The organism is Janthinobacterium sp. CG_23.4, assembly GCF_029892305.1.
Classification (GTDB): domain Bacteria; phylum Pseudomonadota; class Gammaproteobacteria; order Burkholderiales; family Burkholderiaceae_D; genus Janthinobacterium; species Janthinobacterium lividum_D.
The window spans coordinates 1,245,603-1,266,148 of record NZ_JARXUX010000001.1 but is presented as its reverse complement, the minus strand read 5'-3'; the positions used below and the strand labels follow the sequence as shown (position 1 = coordinate 1,266,148).

The following is a 20,546-nucleotide window of genomic DNA, read 5'->3' as shown; positions in this document are numbered from 1 at the left end:
TCTTGATCTAATCAAACTAAATAATCAGCCATTTTCTCACAGGCACAGAATGTATTCACTCGCGTTTTCGATTTTGTTTGTCTCCGTCCTCGTTTTGACCCTGGCCGTGCGCTTCTGGCTCGCTTCGCGGCAGATTCGCCACGTGCTGGCCCACCGCGCCGCGGTGCCGCCCGAATTCGCGCAAAAGATCCCGCTGGCCGCGCATCAGAAGGCGGCCGACTACACGGTGGCGAAGACCAAGTTCGGCTTGCTGACCCTGCTGGTCAACTACGCCGTGCTGATCGGTTTCACCTTGCTGGGCGGCTTGCAGTGGCTGGCGCTGTCATTGAATGCGTGGATGGGAGCGGGTTCGCCCATGCTGTACCAGATCGGCCTGATCGCCGCCTTTGCCGGCATTTCCGGCTTGATCGACCTGCCTTTCGATTACTACCGCCAATTCGTGCTGGAACAACGTTTCGGCTTCAACACCATGGCACGCAAGCTGTTCTTCACCGACATGCTCAAGGGCGTGGGCCTGGGCGCGGCCATCGGCCTGCCGCTGATCTGGGTCGTGCTGACCCTGATGGCCAGGTCGGGCGACCTGTGGTGGCTGTACGCGTGGTTCGTCTGGAGCGGCTTCCAGTTGCTGATGATGGTGCTGTTTCCGACCGTCATCGCTCCCCTGTTCAACAAATTCACGCCGCTGGCCGACGAATCCTTGAAAAGCCGCATCGAAGGCTTGATGCAGCGCGTGGGTTTCGCCTCGAAAGGCTTGTTCGTGATGGACGGCTCGAAGCGCAGCGCCCACGGCAATGCGTATTTCTCGGGCTTTGGCGCCAACAAGCGCATCGTCTTCTTCGACACCCTGCTGTCGCGCCTGGCGCCGCAGGAAATCGAAGCCGTGCTGGCGCATGAGCTCGGGCATTTCAAGCTCAAGCACATCGTCAAGCGCATCGCCATGATGTTCGTCATCTCGCTGGGCTTTTTGGCGCTGCTGGGCTTGCTGAAGACGCAGCCGTGGTTTTACGCGGGCCTGGGCATCGATCCCGTCGCCCTCGCACTGACGGGCCAGCCGACGGACGCGCTGGCGCTGCTGCTGTTCATGCTGGCCTTGCCCGTCTTCACTTTCCTGCTGGGACCGTTGACCTCGCTCAGCTCGCGCAAGCATGAATTCGAAGCCGACGCCTTTGCCGCCAAGCACACGCAAGCCGACGACCTCGTTACGGCGCTGGTAAAAATGTATGAAGACAATGCGTCGACCCTGACGCCCGACCCACTGCACTCGGCCTTCTACGACTCGCATCCGCCGGCCAGCGTGCGCATCCGCCACCTGAAAGGGGCCACCACATGAATACGCCAATGACTACGCAAGACCTGGCTCAACTGTCGTGCGCACCGCGCCAACAAGCGCTGGGCGACACCGACAGCGCCACCCTGCTTGCACTGCTGCCCCAATGGACGCTGCAAAATGGCAAGCTGTGCCGCGACTTCGGCTTCAAGAATTACTACCAGACCCTGGCGTTCATGAACGCCCTCGCTTATATGATCCATACGCAAGACCACCATCCGGAGCTCATCATTACTTACAAAACCTGCGCCGTGCGCTTCGATACGCACTCGGTCAACCAGGGCGCCGGCGGCCTGTCCGAAAACGACTTCATCTGCGCCGCCAAGGCCGATCTGATCTACCAGAGCAGCCAGGTGGCTCCATGAGTGAAGGCAAGTTGACGGGCGTCATCATCGCCGCCCACGGCCGCCATTACCTGGCCGACGTGGACGGCGCCAAGCTGCAATGCGTGACGCGCGGCAAAAAGACCAATGTGGCAGTGGGCGATATCGTCCACCTGACGCGCACCTCCAACGACCAGGCCGTCATCGACCGCATCGAGGAACGCAAGACGCTGCTGTACCGCTCGGACCAGTACAAATCGAAGCTGCTGGCCGCCAATTTGACGCAGCTGTTTATCGTCGTGGCGACAGAACCGGGCTTTGCCGACGATCTGATTTCGCGCTCGCTGGTAGCGGCCGACGCGGCCGGCATCGAGGCGCGCATCATCCTCAATAAAACAGACGTGACCGCTTCTCTGGAGCGCGCCCGCGAACGCCTGCTGCCGTATTCCTCGATGGGCTATCGCGTCGATGAAGTGTCGGCGCGCGCCGAACCGGAACATGCCGTGGCCACCCTGGCGCCGCTGCTCGCTGGCCAGTCGTCGATCCTGATCGGCCAGTCGGGCATGGGCAAGTCGTCGCTGATCAACCTGCTGGTGCCGGACGCCGACATCGCCGTGCGCGAAATCTCGGCCGCGCTCGATACGGGCAAGCACACGACGACCTTTACGCGCCTGTACAAGCTCGACGTACTGGGCGCGAACAGCTCCATCATCGATTCTCCCGGCTTCCAGGAATTCGGCCTGTACCACTTGTCCGAGGGTATGCTCGAGCGCGCCTTCCGCGAATTCCAGCCCTACTTGGGTAGCTGCAAGTTCTACAACTGCCGCCACCTGATCGAGCCGCAGTGCGCCATCCTGCAAGCATTATCTGACGGCAAGATCGCCAAGATGCGCCACACCCTGTATGGCCAACTGCTGCACGAATCGGCGCAGACGCTGTATTGATCTGTTCTGTTGCTGCGCCAGCAAGTGGGTGCCAGCAAGTGGGTGGCTATCGGCTACTTCACGCCCGGTAAGAAATCACCGGAAGCGCGGCCGGAGAGTGTAGAAAATACTCTCCATGCGGCTCAACAAACATCCGGATGCAGCTTACAATGCGATCCAATAAGGTGTCACTGGCCGTGGGCCAGCACCATCGACTTGCGGGAGATTTCGAATGGAAATGTTCGCACTCGAACATGAGATTGCAGAGTGGGAAGACACCCTGCGGCCGCTACGCGCTGTAGAGCGCCTGCCTTTGCTGATGCTGCTGGCCTGGCATTTACGCCAGCGCAACTGTGCCCAGGCGCAACACTACGCGGCCGAAGCAGAAGGCTGGCTGCCGCTGGCAAAGCTGCCGGCACCGGCATTGGCCATCGCGCAGGCACGCCTGCAACTGGTGCGGGCGGAAGTGACGTGGTTACAAGGTTCGCTCGATGCAGCCGCAAGCATGGCCCTGGCGGCGCGCGCCATCCTGTGCGCGCACGGCGACGCCGCCGGCTGCGCCGACGCCCACTGGCTGCTATCTTCAATTGCCGTCGACCGCGGCGACCATGCGCGCTGCGATGCCGAGCTGCTGGCCGCGGCGCAGCAAGCGCGCAGCGCTGGCGATGCGATGCGCGCCAGCCTGGCCGACGCGGCCATGGCGCGCTGGGCTGTCTTGCGCGATGCGCCGGCCGCCCAGGCGCGCTGGGGCAAACACTTCCAGGCCGACAGCGCCAGCGGCAAGCTGCCAGCGCCGCTGGCCACCTGGGTGCATGACTTCCGCGGCTTGCTGGCGCACGCGTCGCGCGACCTGGGGACGGCCGCCGGCCACTACATGCAAAGCTATGAAGCGGCGCTGGAAAGCGGCCAACTGCGTGACGCCATCACGGCCGCCATCAATATCGGCGACTGCTTCGCCAGCCTCAACGACAATGCATCGGCCCTCGAATGGATGCAATGCGCGCAGGACATGGCGCACCCCACCGGCTGGCCGCGCAGCATCGGCGCCTGCCAGACGCATACGGCCGAAGCCATGCGCAAACTGGGACGCCTGGCCACAGCCGAAGGCTTGTTGCGCGAAGCACTACACACGCTGGCCCCCCTGGCGGGCGCGCGCACGTATGCCAACGCGCTGTTCCACTTGGGCGAGCTGAGCTTGGACAAAGGCGACTACGACACGGCGCTCGACGCTTTCATGCGCCTGGCGCAGCGCGCCGAAGCACTGGGACAAGCCGATTTTCGCAGCATGGCCCAGCGCGGCAGCGCCCACGCGCTCTCCTATCTGGACCGCCCGGACGAGGCACTGCAGGCGGCACAGCGGGCGCGCCAGCTGGCCACCGAGCAGGGCGACGCCATGCACCAGGTGGCAGCGCTGCGCGTCTTGTCCATGCTGCATGCACGCCACGAGCTGCCAGCGCCAGCAGGCATGCTGGAATACAATCCGGCCCTGCACTACCTGCATCAGGCGCTGCAGGTAGCGGCCGGCATCGACGGCTATTCACCACCCGCTGAACTGCTCGATGCGCTGGCGCGCGAATATGCGCATGCGGGCGACTATGCGCGCGCCTACGATATCGCCCTCGATGCGGGCGAGGCGCGCGAAAAAAGCCACACGCAGCAGGCCAGCAACCGTGCCGCCGCCATGCAGGTCTACCGCCAGACCGAACATGCGCGTTCGGAAGGCTATCATCACCGCGAACTAGCCACCTCCGAAGCACGCCGTACCGAAGTATTGCAACAGACCAGCGACACGCTGGAGCGGCTGTCGGCCATCGGCCAGGAAATCACCACCCACCTCGATGCCAGCGCCGTATTCCAGGTGCTCGATCGCCACGTGCATGCCTTGCTGCCAGTAAACACCTTCGCCGTCTATATGCTCGATGCAGAGGGCATGGCGTTACGCCGCGCGCACGGCATGGAAGCAGGCCAGCGCCTACCCGACAATGCCATTCCCATGAGCAATCCACGCGCCTACTCCGTGCGCTGCCTGCTGGGACGGTGCGAAGTGTATATCGACCAGGTGCCGCCCAAGCGTCACGCCTACACCGTCCCGGGCACCCTGCACAACCAGAGCGTGCTGTACGTGCCCTTGATGGTGGGCGAGCGCATCCTGGGCGTCATGACGGTGCAGGCTTGCCATGCGCATGCGTATGGCGAACGCGAGCGGCTGATCTTCCGCACCCTGTGCGCGTATGGTGCCATCGCGCTCGACAATGCCAGCGCCTACCGGCAGCTGCAAGATGCCCAGGCACAATTAGTGTCACAGGAGAAACTCGCCGCCCTGGGTTCCTTGATGGCGGGCGTGGCGCATGAACTCAATACCCCCATCGGCAACAGTTTATTGATCGCCAGCACCATGCAGCAAAAGACGCAAGACGTGGAGCGCCTGATGAACGGTCCCGGCCTGCGCCGCTCAGACCTGGCCGCCTACATCGACGATGCCGGCAAGGCGTCGGCGCTGGTGATGCGCGGCCTGCACAGCGCTGCCGACCTGGTCAATAGCTTCAAGCAGGTAGCGGTCGACCGCACCCCAGAACAGCGGCGCCAGTTTGACTTGCAACAAGTGAGCAATGAAATCATCGCCACCGTCATGAACCGCATCCGCAGCTCGGGCCACCGTATCGAAACGGACATCGATTTCGGCATCGCCATGGACAGCTATCCGGGTCCGTTGGGCCAAGTGATCACCAATCTGATCAACAACGCCCTGCTGCACGCCTTCGCCCCGGCACCCAACGATGGCGCCGGCAGCACCGGCTGCATGCGCCTGTCGGCCACGCGCGATGGCGCACACGTGCAGATCGTCTTCGCCGACAATGGCGGCGGTATCGCCGAACAGCATTTGTCGCGCATCTTCGACCCCTTCTTTACTACCAAGCTGGGCCAGGGTGGCAGCGGCCTGGGTTTGTCGATCAGCTACAACATCGTCACGGCCCTGCTGGGCGGTACCATCGAGGTGGCCAGCAGCCCCGCCGGCACGCGCTTTACGCTGGACCTGCCCCTGCTGGCGCCGCAGATCAATGCGGCCACCCCGGCCAACATCTATTGACAGGGCGATACCCTGGCTGGACGCAAGCACTTGTCTACACAGGTACCCGTCCTGTCAGTCTTTCCAATCTAAAAGCAAAACCCTTATAATTAAACGGCTGAAGTCCCTGTCATTGCATTATTTTCAACTTGGCAAACCGCATCGACCCGCGCGACAAACAGGCACGGGCACCGATCAACACAGCAGCGCGCCGGGCGAGGCAGTCATCAGACGAGATGTAGTACGCTGATGCAACCCGGCGGGAAAGGCACGCCGCCGGCGGCCTGCGCATCTTCAAGTGGTCATTATGTCGACAAAAAAACCGATCAAGCATTACCTCCAGTTCTCCGATTTCACATTAGAAGAGTACGAATATGTGATCGAACGCGCCCATCTGATCAAGCGCAAGTTCAAGAATTATGAAATCTACCATCCACTGATCGACCGCACCCTGGTGATGGTCTTTGAAAAGAACTCCACCCGCACGCGTCTGTCGTTCGAAGCCGGCATGCACCAGCTGGGCGGCGCCGCCATTTATCTGAACACGCGCGACTCCCAGCTGGGCCGCGGCGAGCCGGTGGAAGACGCGGGCCAGGTCATGTCGCGCATGTGCGACATCATCATGGTGCGCACGTTTGGCCAGGAGATCATCGAGCGTTTCGCCGCCAACTCGCGCGTGCCGGTGATCAATGGCCTGACCAATGAACACCATCCGTGCCAGGTGTTTGCCGACATCTTCACCTACATCGAACACCGCGGCTCGATCGCCGGCAAGATCGTCGCCTGGATCGGCGATGCCAATAACATGCTGTACTCGTGGCTGCAGGCGGCCGAAGTGTTCGGCTTCCACGTCAACGTGTCGACGCCAAAAGGCTACGACATCGACCTGTCGCAGGTCAAAACCGAGCGCTACAGCTTCTTCGCCAACCCGCTTGATGCCTGCGAGGGCGCGCACCTGGTCAACACGGACGTGTGGACCAGCATGGGCTACGAAGCGGAAAACGCGGCCCGCATCGCCGCTTTCGATGGCTGGATCGTCGATGGCGCGAAGATGGCCCGCGCCGCGCCCGACGCCCTGTTCATGCACTGCCTGCCTGCTCACCGCGGCGAGGAAGTGGCCGCCGAAGTGATCGACGGCCCGCAATCGGTGGTGTGGGAAGAGGCAGAAAACCGCCTGCACGTGCAAAAAGCGCTGATCGAGTACCTGTTACTGGGTAAAATCAGCTAATTGGCCAGGTGCTTATACTCTGGCAGCATCGCAATACCTACATCGACAACGACAACTGGAAGCAATATGAGCGACATTAAAAAAGTAGTCCTGGCCTATTCCGGCGGACTCGACACCTCCGTCATCCTGAAATGGCTGCAAGATAACTACCAATGTGAAATCGTCACCTTCACGGCCGACCTGGGCCAGGGCGAAGAACTGGAACCGGCGCGCGCCAAGGCCATCAAATTCGGCATCAAGCCGGAAAACATCCATATCGAAGACGTGCGTGAAGAATTCGTGCGCGATTTCGTCTTCCCGATGTTCCGCGCCAACACCGTGTATGAAGGCGAATACCTGCTCGGCACCTCGATCGCCCGTCCTTTGATCGCCAAGCGTCTGATCGAAATCGCCAACGCCACCGGCGCCGACGCCATCTCGCACGGCGCGACCGGCAAGGGCAATGACCAGGTGCGTTTCGAACTGGGTGCCTACGCCCTGAAGCCAGGCGTGAAAATCATCGCTCCATGGCGCGAGTGGGATCTGCTGTCGCGTGAAAAACTGCTGAAATACGCGCAAGACGCCGGCATCGACATCGACATGAAGCACAAGAACGGCGGCGCGCCGTACTCGATGGACGCCAACTTGCTGCACATCAGCTTTGAAGGCCGCCACCTGGAAAACCCTAGCGCCGAAGCGGAAGAAACCATGTGGCGCTGGACCGTCAGCCCTGAAAATGCGCCGGACGAAGCCGAGTATCTGGACATCGAATACGAAAAAGGCGATATCGTCGCCATCAACGGCGTGCGCATGTCGCCCGCCACCGTGCTGGCCGAACTGAATAAAGTTGGCGGCAAGCATGGTGTGGGACGCCTGGACCTGGTGGAAAACCGCTACGTCGGCATGAAATCGCGCGGCTGCTATGAAACCCCGGGCGGCACCATCATGCTGAAAGCCCACCGCGCCATCGAATCGATCACCCTGGACCGCGAAGTGGCCCACCTGAAAGATGACCTGATGCCGCGCTACGCGTCGATGATCTACAACGGCTACTGGTGGGCGCCCGAGCGCGTCGCCCTGCAAACCCTGATCGACCACACGCAGGAAACCGTGAACGGCTGGGTACGCATCAAGTTGTACAAGGGCAATGTCATCGTCGTCTCGCGCGATTCGAAGACGGACTCGCTGTTCGACATGAACATCGCCACCTTCGACGAAGACGGCGGCGCCTACAACCAGGCCGACGCTGGCGGCTTCATCAAACTGAACGCCTTGCGCATGCGCATCGCGGCCATCGCCCGCGAAAAGCGCGGCCAGAAGTAAATAGTTGCCGGGAGGCACCACCTCCCGCGCCATTCCAAGCCGCCCACGGGCGGCTTTTTACATTTACACCGCAATCGACGACGATTTACCGGGCTGCATGCCCCCGGTATCGCCCCCAGCATGGCAAAATACTACCGTGCAATTTAGAGCACCTGACATCAGCTATGCTTCTGTCCGGCGCTCTTCATCGAAAACTTCCCGCTTCCGGAGCCACCATGTTCAAAGACCTGAGTATCAAGAATAAACTATACCTGGGCTTCGGCTCCATCGTGGCCATCGTCCTGATCCTGCTGGCCGTTGCCTACAACAGCTTTTCGCGCCTGTCGCAAGCCAGTGCCTTGGATCGCCACACGATGGAAGTGCTGGTCGAGATCGACAAGATTCAAAATACCATCCTGCAAATCCAGGTACAAGTACGCGGTTTCATCCTGACCGGGAACGAAACCTCGCTGACGCCGGAAACCGATGAAACGATATTGTTGAACAAGCATACGCAAAAAGCCATCAGCATGACGCTCGAGAACACGCAACAGTCGGAGCGCTTCCGCAAGATTGACCAGCTGACCAGCGTCTGGGTCAAGGAATGGATCGTACCGCTGATCGAAAAGCGCCGCGCGCTGGGCGATGCGCCGGGCGCCACGGAAACGGTGGCGCGCACCATGTCGCCGACCGGTTTCCCGGCCGTTGCACAAACCAAAAAGCTGCTCGACGAAGTCGCTGCCGAGGAAAGCCGCTTGCTGGTCGAACGCACAGCCAACACGGCAAAATTGCAGGAAAACATGGTGCTGACCCTGGCCCTGGGTAGCTTGCTGTGCGTGCTGCTGGCACTGGGCATTTCCTACCTGCTGGTGCGTTCCATCCTCAACCCGCTGGACAACCTGACGCAGGCCGTCGGACGCATCGCCGGTGGCGAGCAAAGCGCGCGCGCCACCATCGTCTCACGCGACGAGCTGGGCAAGGTGACGGAGGAATTCAACCGCATGGCGCAAACCATCGAGGACAACCAAGCCAACGAACTGGCCGCGACCAACAGCTTGCGCGCCAAGGTCGATTCCTTGCTGGACGTGGTATCGAAGGCAGCCTCTGGCGACTTGACGGGCAAGGTCAGCATCACAGGCAGCGACGCCATCGGCCAACTGGGCAACGGCCTGGCGAAGATGTTCGAAAACCTGCGTAGTCTGCTCAACAATGTGCAAAAAGCCGGCATCCAGGTGACGACGTCCGCCACGGAAATCGCCGCCTCGGCGCGCCAGCAAGAAGCCACGGGCATTGAGCAAGCGCAAACCAGCGTGGAAATTCTCAGCACCACCAAGGAAATATCGGCCAATACGAGCCAGTTGCTGAAAACCATGGAAGACGCCACCGCCGTGGCCGACTACACGACGAATGCCACTGCCGAGGCGCAAAACAACCTCAAACGCATGGATGCCACCATGCAGCACATGGTCTCGGCCACCGATTCCATCAATGCCAAGCTGGCCGCCCTGTCGGAAAAGGCCAGCAATATCAATAGCGTCCTCATTACCATCACAAAAGTGGCCGACCAGACCAATATCCTGTCGCTGAACGCCGCCATTGAGGCGGAAAAAGCGGGCGAGGCAGGCCGTGGTTTTTCCGTAGTGGCAACGGAAATTCGTCGCCTGGCCGACCAGACCTCCGTCTCCACCTGGGATATCGAGCAAATGCTCAAGGAAATGCAGTCGGCCGTATCGGCCAGTGTGATGGGCATGGATAAGTTCTCTGAGGAAATTCGCCGCAGCGTGGGCGAGGTGCGGCAAGTGGCCGAGCAGTTGTCGTCCGTGATGGACCAGGTGCAAAAACTCACGCCGCAATTCGATGTCGTGCTGCAAGGCATGCAGTCGCAAGCGATAGGCGCGTCACAAATCTCCGACACCATGATGCAGCTCAACGATGCGACCCAGCAGACGGTAGAATCCTTGAAAGCCACCAGCGAAGCGGTGCATCAGCTGCAATATGCGGCAGGTGACCTGCAATCGTGCGTCTCTAGCTTCGCCGTCAACATCTGATCCCATGAAAGTACTGCTCTTTCACATCGGACGCGACCGCTATGGCCTGCCCCTGGCTGGCATCGTGCGCGTCTTGCCGCTGCTGGAACTGAAGCAGTTGCCGCTTACGCCCCCTTATGTAGCCGGCCTGATGGACTTGCACGGCGTGCCGGTACCCGTGATCGACCTGTCGCGCCTGGCCGGGCTGCCGGCCGCCGCCGCGCAGTTTGACACGCGCATCGTCATTGTCGATTACCGCGCACCGAGCGGCGCGACACATGCGCTAGGACTACTGGCATCGCAGGTGCGCGGCATCGCCGACATCGAATCGCAACAACTTACAGACAGCGGCGTAACGACTGCGCCGTTCCTGGGTCAGGTGGCCAGTGATGCCAACGGCATCGTGCAACTGGTCGAACTGGAACACCTGCTGCCACCCGACGTGCGTGCGCTGCTGTTCCAAGACGCGAGTGCGGCATGACGGCACAAGCACTGCTGCGCCGCGCGACCGGCCTCTCCATTTCCAAGCCTGTCGCCGAACGAGCCGTCAGCCAACGCATGGAGCAGACCGGCTTTAGCGATCGCACAGTCTACCTGCAGACGCTCACGCCAGCCGAAATGACGCAACTGATCGAACTGGTCGTGGTACCCGAATCGTGGTTGTTCCGCGATCCGCAGGCGTTTTACGCCACCGTCGAACTGGTGCAGGAACGCTGGGCGCGCGGGCGCGCCACGCGCATCCTGTCGATTCCGTGCGCGGGCGGTGAGGAACCGTATTCGATGGCCATGGCGCTGCGCGACGGCGGCATGCCAAAACAGGCGTTCAGCATCGATGCCTATGACCTGAGCCCGCGCTGCATCGAGCGGGCGCAGGCAGGCGTCTATGGGCGCAACGCCTTCCGTACGCAGGACGTGGCCTTCCGCGAACGCTATTTCACGCACGTGACCGACGACGCCTACCGCATCGTCGACGCCCTGCGCGAACAGATCAGCTTTAGGCAGGGCAATTTGCTGCAGTTCGATACCGCCAGCTACAGCGGCCACTACGACGTCATCTTTTGCCGCAACCTGCTGATTTACTTCGACAAGCCGACCACGCGCGCGGCCATCGACAAGCTGTCCGCCCTGCTGGCCGACGATGGCATGCTGTTAGCTGGCTATGCGGAAGTGCCGTCGTTTTGCCAGAACGGCTTTACGCCACTGCAATACCGCCAAGCCTTTGCCCTGAAGAAGGAAACGGCGGCACCGGCTGCCACCGTGCAAGTGCTGCCGCTGGCGAGTGCGCCTACTCTGCGCAGCGTGCTGCCGGCAGCAAAGCGCGCGGCCGTGCTTGCACCGCCCAGCGCGCCTGCGGCGCCGCGCACGCGCCCCGTGTCCGTGCTCGCTCCCTCGACGGCACCAGCAGCAGCGACGCCAGCCGATTTGCTGGCCGAGGCGCGCTTGCTGGCGGACCGTGGCCAACTGCGCGAGGCCGGTGAAAAATGCCACGCCCACCTGGCACGCGCACCCGAGGCCGCGGAAGCGTATTTCATGCTGGGCATAATCAGTGAACTGGCCGGCAAGATGGACCTGGCCGACGACTACTGGCGCCGCTGCATCTACCTGCAGCCGGACCACTACGAAGCGCTGTGCCATCTGGCCCTGCTGGCCGAACGCAATGGCAATCACACTGCCGCCACGACTCTGAAGGCGCGCGCGGCGCGCATCTACCAGCGCCGCCAGGCGTCCAACTAAGGGGCACGCATGACCAAGCGCATCGCCACCGATTCCCCCGCCACCATCGACGACTGCTGGAACCATATCGGCGTAGTCGGCGACCAGAGCTGTCCCAAGCTGCCAGCCTACGTGCATTGCCGCAACTGCGACGTGTATGCGGGCGCCGCCCAACGCAACCTGCAGCGGCCCGTGGACGAACACTACCAGCGCGACTGGGCCAGCCACTTCCGCCAGATTGACGCGGGCGGCGCAGTGTGCGACAGCTCGGCACTGGTATTTCGCATCGGGCGCGAATGGCTGGCGCTACCTACACAGGTGTTCGACTCCGTAGCGCCGCAAGCCACGCCGCACGCACTACCGCACCGCAGTGGTTTCGGCCTGTCCGGCATCGTCAATATCGGCGGCACGCTGTATCCGTGCATGTCGCTGGCACAACTGCTGGGTATCGACGAACAGGGCGCGCCACCGGCCAAGGGGCGCCACACCTTTGCGCGCCTGCTGCTGATGCGCTGGGAAGAGCAAGCCTACGCCCTGCCCGTAGCCGACCTGCACGGCATCGTGCGCTATGCATCGGGCAGCCTGCAAACACCTGCAGCCACCATCAACAAGGGCCTGTCGCGCTTTCTTTTGGGTGTCATCACCGAGGGCGACCTGCGTATCGGCTGCTTGGACACGGCGCTGATCGGCTTTCAACTTGCGAGACTATTACGATGAGCCAGGACCAGCACGGCGACCTGAGTGCCTTTTCCATGCTGGACCTGTTCCGTATGGAGGCCGACAGCCAGACCCAGATTCTCACCGATGGTTTGCTGGCCATGGAGCGCCATGCGGGCGACGCGGCCGCCGTCGAATCGATGATGCGCGCGGCGCACTCGATCAAGGGTGCCGCCGCCATCGTCGGCCTGCAAGTGGTCGTGCAACTGGCACATGGCATGGAAGACAGCTTTGTGGCCGCCCAGCATGGCCGTCTGAAGCTCACGCCAGAACGGGTTGACGTGCTACTGTCCGGCGTCGACCTGATCGTGCAGTTGTCACGCCTGGACGATGCGAGCGCCGAAGCGTGGCTGGCCAGCAACGCGGCGCAGATCGACCAGACCCTGAAGGCCATCGCCGGCATCGCCGAGCTGCCCGAACTGCCGGCCCTGCCCTCGCCCATGCTGGCGCCACCGCCGGCAGCAAGGCGCTTGCCGCCTGAAACGGCTGAGCCGCAAGCGCAGGTGGCCGGCGACTTGGCGGGCGAAGAAATGGAGTCGACGACCGCACCCGCGCTGCGGGCCAGCACGCCAGCCAAGGCCCCGGCGCAGAATTTCGACAAATTGCTGTCGCTGGCCAGCGAATCGCGCATCAATGCGCACCAGATGCACCCGTTTGTCGGTGCCCTGCAGCGCTTCAAGCGCAACCAGAGCAGCCTGTTTTGCGCCATCGAGCAGCTGCACGAGGCCATAGCCCGATGCGGCGACCCGACCCTGATGGAAAAATCACTGCTGGCACTGCACAAGACACAGCCTCTGAAGCAGTTCATGCTGGAGCACATCGCCGACATCGAAGCCTATGAGCGGCGCCTGCTGGCCGTCTCGCAAGGCATGGTCGAGGAAGTGCTGGCCCTGCGCATGCGTCCTTTCCGCGACGGCATCCACGCGTTTCCCCGCATGGTGCGCGACCTGGCGCGCAGCCTGGGCAAGGAAGTGCAACTGGAAATCGACGGCGAAGATACCCTGGTCGACCGCGACATCCTGGCGAAGATCGAAAGCCCGCTGAACCACATGCTCAGGAATGCCATCGACCATGGCATGGAAGGCCCATACGAGCGCATCGAGGCCGGCAAGGCAGCGCTGGGCACGGTCCGCTTGGAGGCGCGCCACCGCGCCGGCATGCTCAGCATCGAGATCAGCGACGACGGACGCGGCGTCGACCTGGAAAAAATTCGCCAGTGCGTCATCGAGCGCAAGATGGCCAGTCCCGCCATGGCTGGCGCACTATCGCCGGGCGAGTTGCTGGAATTTCTGTTCTTGCCTGCCTTCAGCCTGAAAGCGACGGCCAACGAGCTATCCGGGCGCGGCGTAGGCCTCGATATCGTACACGAGACGATACGCCAGCAAAACGGCACGGTGCGCCTGGAATCAGAACCCGGTCGGGGATTCCGCGCCCTGATTACCCTGCCGCTGACGCAATCGATCGTGCGCGCGCTGGTGATCGACGTGCAGGGCGAAGCCTATGCCATCCCCATCGTCAAGGTGGAAAGCGTGGTGCGCCTGCCGCAAGCGGCCATCCATACGCTGGAAAACAAGCAGTTCTTTGAACTCAAGGGCGAGCATCTGGGTCTGGTGTCGGCGGCGCAGGTGCTGGAACTGGGCACAGCGCCCAGCAGCGCCGACGATTTGGCTGTCGTGGTGATCGGGCGCGGCAAGCAAAGCTATGCGCTGGTGGTTGACGCCATCCGCGGCGAACAAAGCCTGGCGGTGCAGGCCATCGACCCGATTTTTGGCAAGATGCGCGATATCTCCGCCGCCGCCCTGCTCGATAATGGCGAACCGGTGCTGATCCTCGATGTACCCGACCTGCTGCTATCGATCGACAAGCTGCTGCACGAGGGCGGCCTGCACCAGCTGGCGCAGGCGGGCCACGCGCAGCAGCGCCGCGCCAAGCGCATCCTGGTGGTCGACGATTCGCTGACGGTGCGCGAAATGGAGCGCAAGCTGCTGCTGGCGCGCGGCTTCGAAGTCGATGTGGCCATCGACGGTATCGACGGCTGGAACGTAGTGCGCAGCAGCGAGTACGACCTGCTGATCACCGATGTGGACATGCCGCGCATGGACGGCATCGAACTGGTCTCGCTGATCAAGAAGGATCTACACCTGCACAAGCTGCCGGTGATGATCGTCTCGTACAAGGACCGTCCGGAAGACCGCGCGCGCGGCCTGTCCGCTGGCGCCGACTATTATCTGACCAAAGGCAGCTTCCACGACGAGACCTTGCTCGACGCGGTGGCGGACCTGATAGGAGATGCCCGCATATGAGCTTTACTTCATGAAAATTGCCATTGCCAACGATGTCGCCATGGCCGCAGAAGCCCTGCGCCGGGTAGTAGCGAGCACGCAGGAACACCAGGTGCTGTGGATAGCGCGCACGGGACTCGAAGCGGTGCGCATGTGCGAGGGCAACCGCCCCGACCTGATCCTGATGGATCTGAACATGCCGGAGATGGATGGCGTCGAGGCGACGCGCCTGATCATGGAGCAAAACCCATGCGCCATCCTGGTCGTCACCGGGCGTCCGCAAGACAATGTCAACCAGGTCTTCCGTGCGTTAGGCGCCGGCGCGCTCGACGTGACTGCTACCCCAGTGCTGCAGGGACAAGTGGGCGGCGACAGCGAACTGCTGGCCAAGATCAAGACCATCGGCAAGCTGATACGCCACAGCACCGAAGTGCCGCCACTACGCCAGGTGCAAGCCAATGGCGAACGCGGCGACGGCCAAGCCACCACCCTGGTGGCCATAGGCGCCTCAACGGGCGGGCCGTCAGCGGTGGCCAAGGTGCTGTCCGGCTGGACAGCGCCGCCCGGCTGTGCCATCGTGGTGGTGCAACATATCGATGCAAGCTTCGCCTCGCATTTTGCGAAATGGCTGGACGATCAATTGGACATGCCGGTGCGCGTGATCGCCGAAGGCGACGAACTGGTGGCAGGCAGCGTGTTGGTCGCCAAGACCAATGATCACCTGCTGCTAGATCAAAATTATCGTTTGGGTTACGATGCAGCACCACGCGACTATGTTTACCGTCCGTCGGTCGATGTCTTCTTTCATTGCGTGGCCCAGCACTGGCGCGGCGACGCCATTGGCGTGTTGCTCACAGGCATGGGCCGCGATGGCGGCGACGGCTTGCTGGCGATGCGCCGCGCGGGCAAGACGACGATAGCGCAAGACCAGGCCAGCAGTGCCGTATATGGCATGCCGCGCGCGGCGGCAGAACTCGATGCGGCGCAGCACATCCTGCCGTTGGATAGAATAGGCGCCAACCTGCGCAGCCGCCTGGGTGCAAAACTCAACCATGGGTGGGAACCCTCCCCCAACATCTGAAAAGAATGTAATGCCAGAATTTTCCTCTAGTTTCGCCCTGCATGAGCCCGCATTGACAGAATTTAAGGTCAGCGTGCTGCTGGTGGACGACCAGTTGATCATTGCCGAAGCGATCCGGCGCATGCTGAGCGACCAGCAGGACATCGAATTTCATTACGTGACTGACGCCACGCAGGCGCTGGACATGGCGCTGCGCTTGCAACCGACTGTCATCTTGCAAGACCTGGTGCTGCCGGGCATCGACGGCTTCACGCTGATCCAACTGTACCGCGAAAACGCGGTGCTGGCGCATGTGCCGGTGATCGTACTGTCGGCCAAGGATGACCCGAAACTGAAGGCCCACAGCTTCACCGTCGGCGCCAATGATTATGTGGTGAAACTGCCGGATCGCCTGGAATTGCTGGCGCGCATACGCCACCATTCCAACGCGCACATCAGCCGCCTGCAGCGCGACCAGGCATTTCGTTTCCTGCGCGAGAGCCAAAAAAACCTGGCCGATGCAAATATTGAATTGCAGAAACTAGCCGCTCTCGATAGCTTAACGGGCATCGCCAACCGCCGCCGCTTCGATGAAACCTTGCAATTTGAATGGCAGCGTGGCCAGCGCGACAAGACAGCGCTAAGTCTGCTTTTTTGCGATATCGACGATTTCAAGAGCTACAACGATCACTTCGGCCACCTGGCGGGCGACCTTGGCCTGAAAAAAGTAGCCGCCGTGCTGACCGAACATTTAAAGCGCCCGGCCGACCTGGCGGCCCGCTATGGGGGCGATGAGTTCGCGCTGATCCTGCCCGAAACGGAGGCGGCAGGCGCTTTGCTGATCGCCGAAGCGTGCCGGCGTCACCTGGAGGGCTTGCGGATCGAGAATCCGGCGTCCCACCAGGGCATCGTCAGCATCTCAATCGGCGTGGCGACTATGATGCCTTCACCGAACTCGTCGGTCGAGCAACTGATCAACCACGCCGACCAGGCCCTGTACGCGGCCAAGCGCGGCGGACGCAACAGCGTGTTGAGCGCCGATGACGTCGAGGACTGATTTTTAACTGAAGGAAAGTGAAGCATGAGCACACAACTGGACAATGTCAGCGTCGTCACAAAGTCGAATATCTATTTTGACGGCAAGTGCGTCTCGCACAACGTCATCTTGGCCGATGGTACGAAGAAAAGCGTAGGCGTGATTTTCCCGTCATCGCTGCGCTTCAACACGGGCGCACCAGAAACGATGGAAATCGTCGGCGGCCTATGCAAGGTACGCCTAGCTGACGCCAGTGAATGGAACAGCTATGGCGCGGGTCAAGAATTCAAGGTGCCCGGCAATAGCTATTTTGATATCGAAACCGTCGAAACTGTCGACTATGTCTGCCACTTTGCTTAATTAGACAAACACAGGCTCAGGTGATAGGCGCACGCCATATTTCGCCTCTACATCATCCTGTATCGCTGCCGCCAGCCGGGTAATGTCCGCGCCACGAGCGCCACCATTATTCACCAAAACGAGTGCCTGCTTGGGATACACTCCCACAGGCCCAAGGTTTTTCCCCTTCCAGCCACACTGATCGATCAGCCAGCCGGCCGCCAGTTTTTCCGTGCCATCGGCTTGTGCATGGTGCACGAGCGTGGGGAAACGTTCCAACAAGGCAAGACATTGCTCTCTTGGCACAACAGGGTTCTTGAAAAAGCTGCCTGCATTGCCGATCACGGCCGGGTCGGGCAATTTACGCCGGCGTATCGCCATCACCGTTTCAGCCACTTGTTGCGGCGTCGGCTCGGCAAGATGGCGCTCGGCCAAGGCATTTGCCAGTTCAGCGTAGCGCAAATTCGGCTGCCACTGGGCTGGCAAGGCGAACGTCACTTCCAGCACGATCAGCTCGCGCCCGTCTGCCTGCTTGAAGATACTGTCGCGGTAGGCGAAGCGGCAAGCGTCGCGGTCCATGTCGAAGACTATGCCGCTGGCGCTATGCATGACGCTCACGCTATGCAGACAATCCTTGATTTCGAGACCGTACGCGCCAATATTCTGGATAGGCGCCGCGCCCACGGTGCCGGGGATCAGCGACAAGTTTTCCAGTCCGCCCACGCCTTGCGCGAGGGTCCACTGCACGAAGTCGTGCCAGTTTTCACCGGCGGCGGCCGTGACGAGGATGGTCTCGAAATCCGCCTGCGCCAGGCGCATGCCGCGCGTGGCCATGTGCAGCACAGCGCCAGGAAAGTCGCCAGTCAGGACGATGTTGCTGCCGCCGCCCAGTATCAAACGGGGCATGGAAGAGAGCGAGCAATCTTGCAACGCCGCCTGCAATTGGGCTTGCGACGTGATGCGTATATAGGCGGCCGCGTTGGCCGTGATGCCGAAGGTGTTCAGGCGCTGGAGGGGGTAATTGTGTTCGATGGTGTGCTCTGCAGACAAGGGATAGCGATTATTTTGCTCGATTATAGAATGAAACCGACAAAAAACCAGCGCAGGACAAGGGCAGGTCGTCCGTTGTCCGTTAAAATGTCGCATCTTTAACGAGGCTGTGCCATTTTGCAAAGAATGCGCGCGCCCGGCGCGCTACCAGCGCGTTCGCTCCAACACGAAAGGAACAGACCATGCCATCATTTGATGTAGTCTCCGAAGCCGATATGATCGAAGTCAAGAACGCAGTCGAGCAATCCAACAAGGAAATCACGACCCGCTTCGACTTCAAGGGCAGCGACGCACGCGTCGAACACAAGGAAAACGAATTGACCGCATTTGCCGATTCGGAATTCCAGCTCAGCCAGGTGCGCGACGTACTGACGAACAAATTGACAAAACGCAAGGTCGATGTGCGCTTCCTTGACGAAGGGGACATCAAGAAGATCGGCGGTGACAAGGTCAAGCAGATCATCAAGATCAAAAATGGCATCGAATCGGATGATGCCAAGAAAATCGTGCGTGTCATCAAGGATAGCAAGATGAAAGTACAAGCGAGCATTCAGGGCGAAGCAGTGCGCGTCACGGGCGCCAAGCGCGACGACCTGCAAGCGGCCATGACCATGCTGCGCAAGGACGTGCCCGACATGCCGCTCGAATTTAACAATTTCCGCGATTAATTTCGATGAGGCGCGCGATCCGGCATGCGCGTGCACCGGCATGGTCGCAAGCTGCCTCGGAGAGGTCTGCCCGCTTGGGGTAGAATTGACGCTGCGCACAGCTACATGTGTCCGCGCGCCTTAGCGGCAGCGGGCTTGACCGTGCATCTGGCTCAGTGATAACCATGGTAGTCTAAGGATAGCAATGAAACGTGTTGATGATTTCCGCCTGCGATTTGGCAAAAAAGAATATGTGCCCATCATGATAGGCGGAATGGGTGTGGATATTTCCACGTCGGAGCTGGCCCTGGAAGCGGCACGGCTGAACGGTATCGGGCATATCTCCGATGCCATGGTGGAAGATGTGTCGGATCGTCGCTTCGATACCACCTACGTCAAAGACAAGACGAAACTGTACAAGTTCAACATCAATAACAGCGACAAGGCCGTAGTGCAGTTCGACCTGGGCCGCCTGGCGGAAGCACAACGCCGGCATATCGGCAGCACCATGGAAGCAAAAAAAGGCGATGGCTTGATTTTCGTCAATTGCATGGAAAAACTGACCATGAACGGCCCCCGCGAAACCTTGCGCGTGCGCCTGAATGCGGCGCTGGACGCCGGCATCGACGGCATCACGCTGTCGGCCGGTTTGCACTTCGGCTCGTTTGCCTTGATGGCGGACAATCCGCGCTTCCGTGATGCCAAACTGGGCATCATCGTCTCGTCCGTACGCGCCCTGCAGATTTTCCTGCGCAAGAACGCCAAGCTGGACCGCCTGCCCGACTTCATCATCGTCGAGGGACCATTGGCTGGCGGGCACCTGGGTTTCGGCATGGACTGGGCAAATTACGACTTGCACACGATTACTGCGGAACTGCTGGCCTATCTGAAAGCGGAACAGCTCGACATCCCTCTGATCGCCGCCGGCGGCATCTTCACGGGCAGCGATGCCGTCTCTTTCCTGGAAGCAGGCGCAGCTGGCGTGCAAGTGGCAACACGTTTTACCGTCACCGAGGAATGCGGTCTGCCACCCAAGGTCAAGCAGGAATATTACAGAGCCTCGGAAGAAGACATCATCGTCAACAGCGTTTCACCGACCGGCTACCCAATGCGCATGCTCAAAGGCACGCCCGCCATCGGCGCCGGCATCCGTCCAGGCTGCGAATCGTATGGCTATTTGCTCGACGCGACAGGTAACTGTGCCTACATCAATTCCTACAACCGCGAAGTGGCGGCTCATCCCGAGCAAAAAACCGTCGTCGTGATGGACAAGACTTGCCTGTGCACGCACATGCGCAACTTCAACTGCTGGACCTGCGGCCACTACACGTATCGCCTGAAGGACACTACGCACAAGCTGGACAATGGCGAATATCAGATCCTGACGGCCGAACACGTCTTCAAGGACTATCAATTCAGCGTCGACAACCAGATCGCCCTGCCGGAAAAAGAAGTGCAGGCCTGAATCTTCTCAGCCTGAAATAAAAATGGTGCAGCTTGCGAAGGCTGCGCCATTTTTTATGCCT

Annotated in this window: 17 protein-coding genes; 16 read left to right on the top strand and 1 reads right to left on the bottom strand. The window is 61.0% G+C overall.

Annotated elements, in window-relative coordinates; all coding sequences use genetic code 11:
* Positions 1–49: 49 nt before the first annotated feature.
* The 14 genes from H4V96_RS05580 (at position 50) to H4V96_RS05515 (ending at position 17,344) form a co-directional block, all read left to right on the top strand.
* Positions 50–1,330, top strand: coding sequence for a M48 family metallopeptidase (locus tag H4V96_RS05580; RefSeq protein ID WP_010396069.1), 1,281 nt, complete (start codon positions 50–52; stop codon positions 1,328–1,330).
* Positions 1,327–1,692, top strand: a complete 366-nt coding sequence (locus tag H4V96_RS05575) for a 4a-hydroxytetrahydrobiopterin dehydratase (protein ID WP_010396067.1) — start codon at positions 1,327–1,329, stop codon at positions 1,690–1,692. Before H4V96_RS05580 ends, H4V96_RS05575 begins: the two co-directional genes overlap by 4 nt.
* The gene (rsgA, locus tag H4V96_RS05570; protein WP_196856153.1) at positions 1,689–2,594 is read left to right on the top strand and encodes a ribosome small subunit-dependent GTPase A; all 906 of its coding nucleotides are present in this window, start codon (positions 1,689–1,691) and stop codon (positions 2,592–2,594) included. Before H4V96_RS05575 ends, rsgA begins: the two co-directional genes overlap by 4 nt.
* A gap of 211 nt (positions 2,595–2,805) precedes the next feature.
* Entirely contained in the window at positions 2,806–5,661 is a 2,856-nt protein-coding gene (locus tag H4V96_RS05565) for a GAF domain-containing sensor histidine kinase (RefSeq protein ID WP_280720749.1), read from the top strand.
* Between the two features lie 286 nt (positions 5,662–5,947).
* On the top strand, positions 5,948–6,868 hold the full coding sequence (gene argF, locus H4V96_RS05560) for an ornithine carbamoyltransferase (RefSeq protein ID WP_070346529.1): 921 nt from the start codon (positions 5,948–5,950) through the stop codon (positions 6,866–6,868).
* Positions 6,869–6,934: 66 nt separating this feature from the next.
* Positions 6,935–8,170: an argininosuccinate synthase gene (locus tag H4V96_RS05555; protein WP_010396059.1), complete on the top strand. Its 1,236-nt coding sequence runs from the start codon at positions 6,935–6,937 to the stop codon at positions 8,168–8,170.
* 215 nt (positions 8,171–8,385) lie between these two features.
* Positions 8,386–10,197, top strand: a complete 1,812-nt coding sequence (locus H4V96_RS05550) for a methyl-accepting chemotaxis protein (protein WP_010396056.1) — start codon at positions 8,386–8,388, stop codon at positions 10,195–10,197.
* Positions 10,198–10,201: 4 nt separating this feature from the next.
* Positions 10,202–10,657: a chemotaxis protein CheW gene (locus tag H4V96_RS05545; protein ID WP_010396054.1), complete on the top strand. Its 456-nt coding sequence runs from the start codon at positions 10,202–10,204 to the stop codon at positions 10,655–10,657.
* Entirely contained in the window at positions 10,654–11,910 is a 1,257-nt protein-coding gene (locus H4V96_RS05540; protein WP_280720748.1) for a protein-glutamate O-methyltransferase CheR, read from the top strand. Before H4V96_RS05545 ends, H4V96_RS05540 begins: the two co-directional genes overlap by 4 nt.
* 9 nt (positions 11,911–11,919) lie before the next feature.
* The gene (locus H4V96_RS05535) at positions 11,920–12,606 is read left to right on the top strand and encodes a chemotaxis protein CheW (RefSeq protein WP_010396048.1); all 687 of its coding nucleotides are present in this window, start codon (positions 11,920–11,922) and stop codon (positions 12,604–12,606) included.
* Positions 12,603–14,909 (top strand): hybrid sensor histidine kinase/response regulator, encoded by a 2,307-nt coding sequence (locus H4V96_RS05530; RefSeq protein WP_196856156.1) that lies wholly within the window; start codon positions 12,603–12,605, stop codon positions 14,907–14,909. Before H4V96_RS05535 ends, H4V96_RS05530 begins: the two co-directional genes overlap by 4 nt.
* Positions 14,910–14,919: 10 nt before the next feature.
* Entirely contained in the window at positions 14,920–15,969 is a 1,050-nt protein-coding gene (gene cheB, locus H4V96_RS05525; protein ID WP_043461159.1) for a chemotaxis-specific protein-glutamate methyltransferase CheB, read from the top strand.
* Between the two features lie 52 nt (positions 15,970–16,021).
* Positions 16,022–17,005, top strand: a complete 984-nt coding sequence (locus tag H4V96_RS05520; RefSeq protein WP_280720747.1) for a diguanylate cyclase — start codon at positions 16,022–16,024, stop codon at positions 17,003–17,005.
* Between the two features lie 24 nt (positions 17,006–17,029).
* Positions 17,030–17,344, top strand: coding sequence for a pyrimidine/purine nucleoside phosphorylase (locus H4V96_RS05515; RefSeq protein ID WP_010396037.1), 315 nt, complete (start codon positions 17,030–17,032; stop codon positions 17,342–17,344).
* On the opposite strand, the gene murB is transcribed toward H4V96_RS05515, so the two are convergent.
* Positions 17,345–18,373 (bottom strand): UDP-N-acetylmuramate dehydrogenase, encoded by a 1,029-nt coding sequence (gene murB, locus H4V96_RS05510; protein ID WP_196856158.1) that lies wholly within the window; start codon positions 18,371–18,373, stop codon positions 17,345–17,347. It lies immediately after the preceding gene.
* 182 nt (positions 18,374–18,555) lie between these two features.
* Here murB and H4V96_RS05505 point away from each other — a divergent pair, with 182 nt between their 5' ends.
* The gene (locus H4V96_RS05505) at positions 18,556–19,041 is read left to right on the top strand and encodes a YajQ family cyclic di-GMP-binding protein (protein ID WP_010396032.1); all 486 of its coding nucleotides are present in this window, start codon (positions 18,556–18,558) and stop codon (positions 19,039–19,041) included.
* Positions 19,042–19,225: 184 nt separating this feature from the next.
* Positions 19,226–20,485, top strand: a complete 1,260-nt coding sequence (locus tag H4V96_RS05500) for a nitronate monooxygenase (RefSeq protein WP_010396030.1) — start codon at positions 19,226–19,228, stop codon at positions 20,483–20,485.
* Positions 20,486–20,546: the final 61 nt, after the last annotated feature.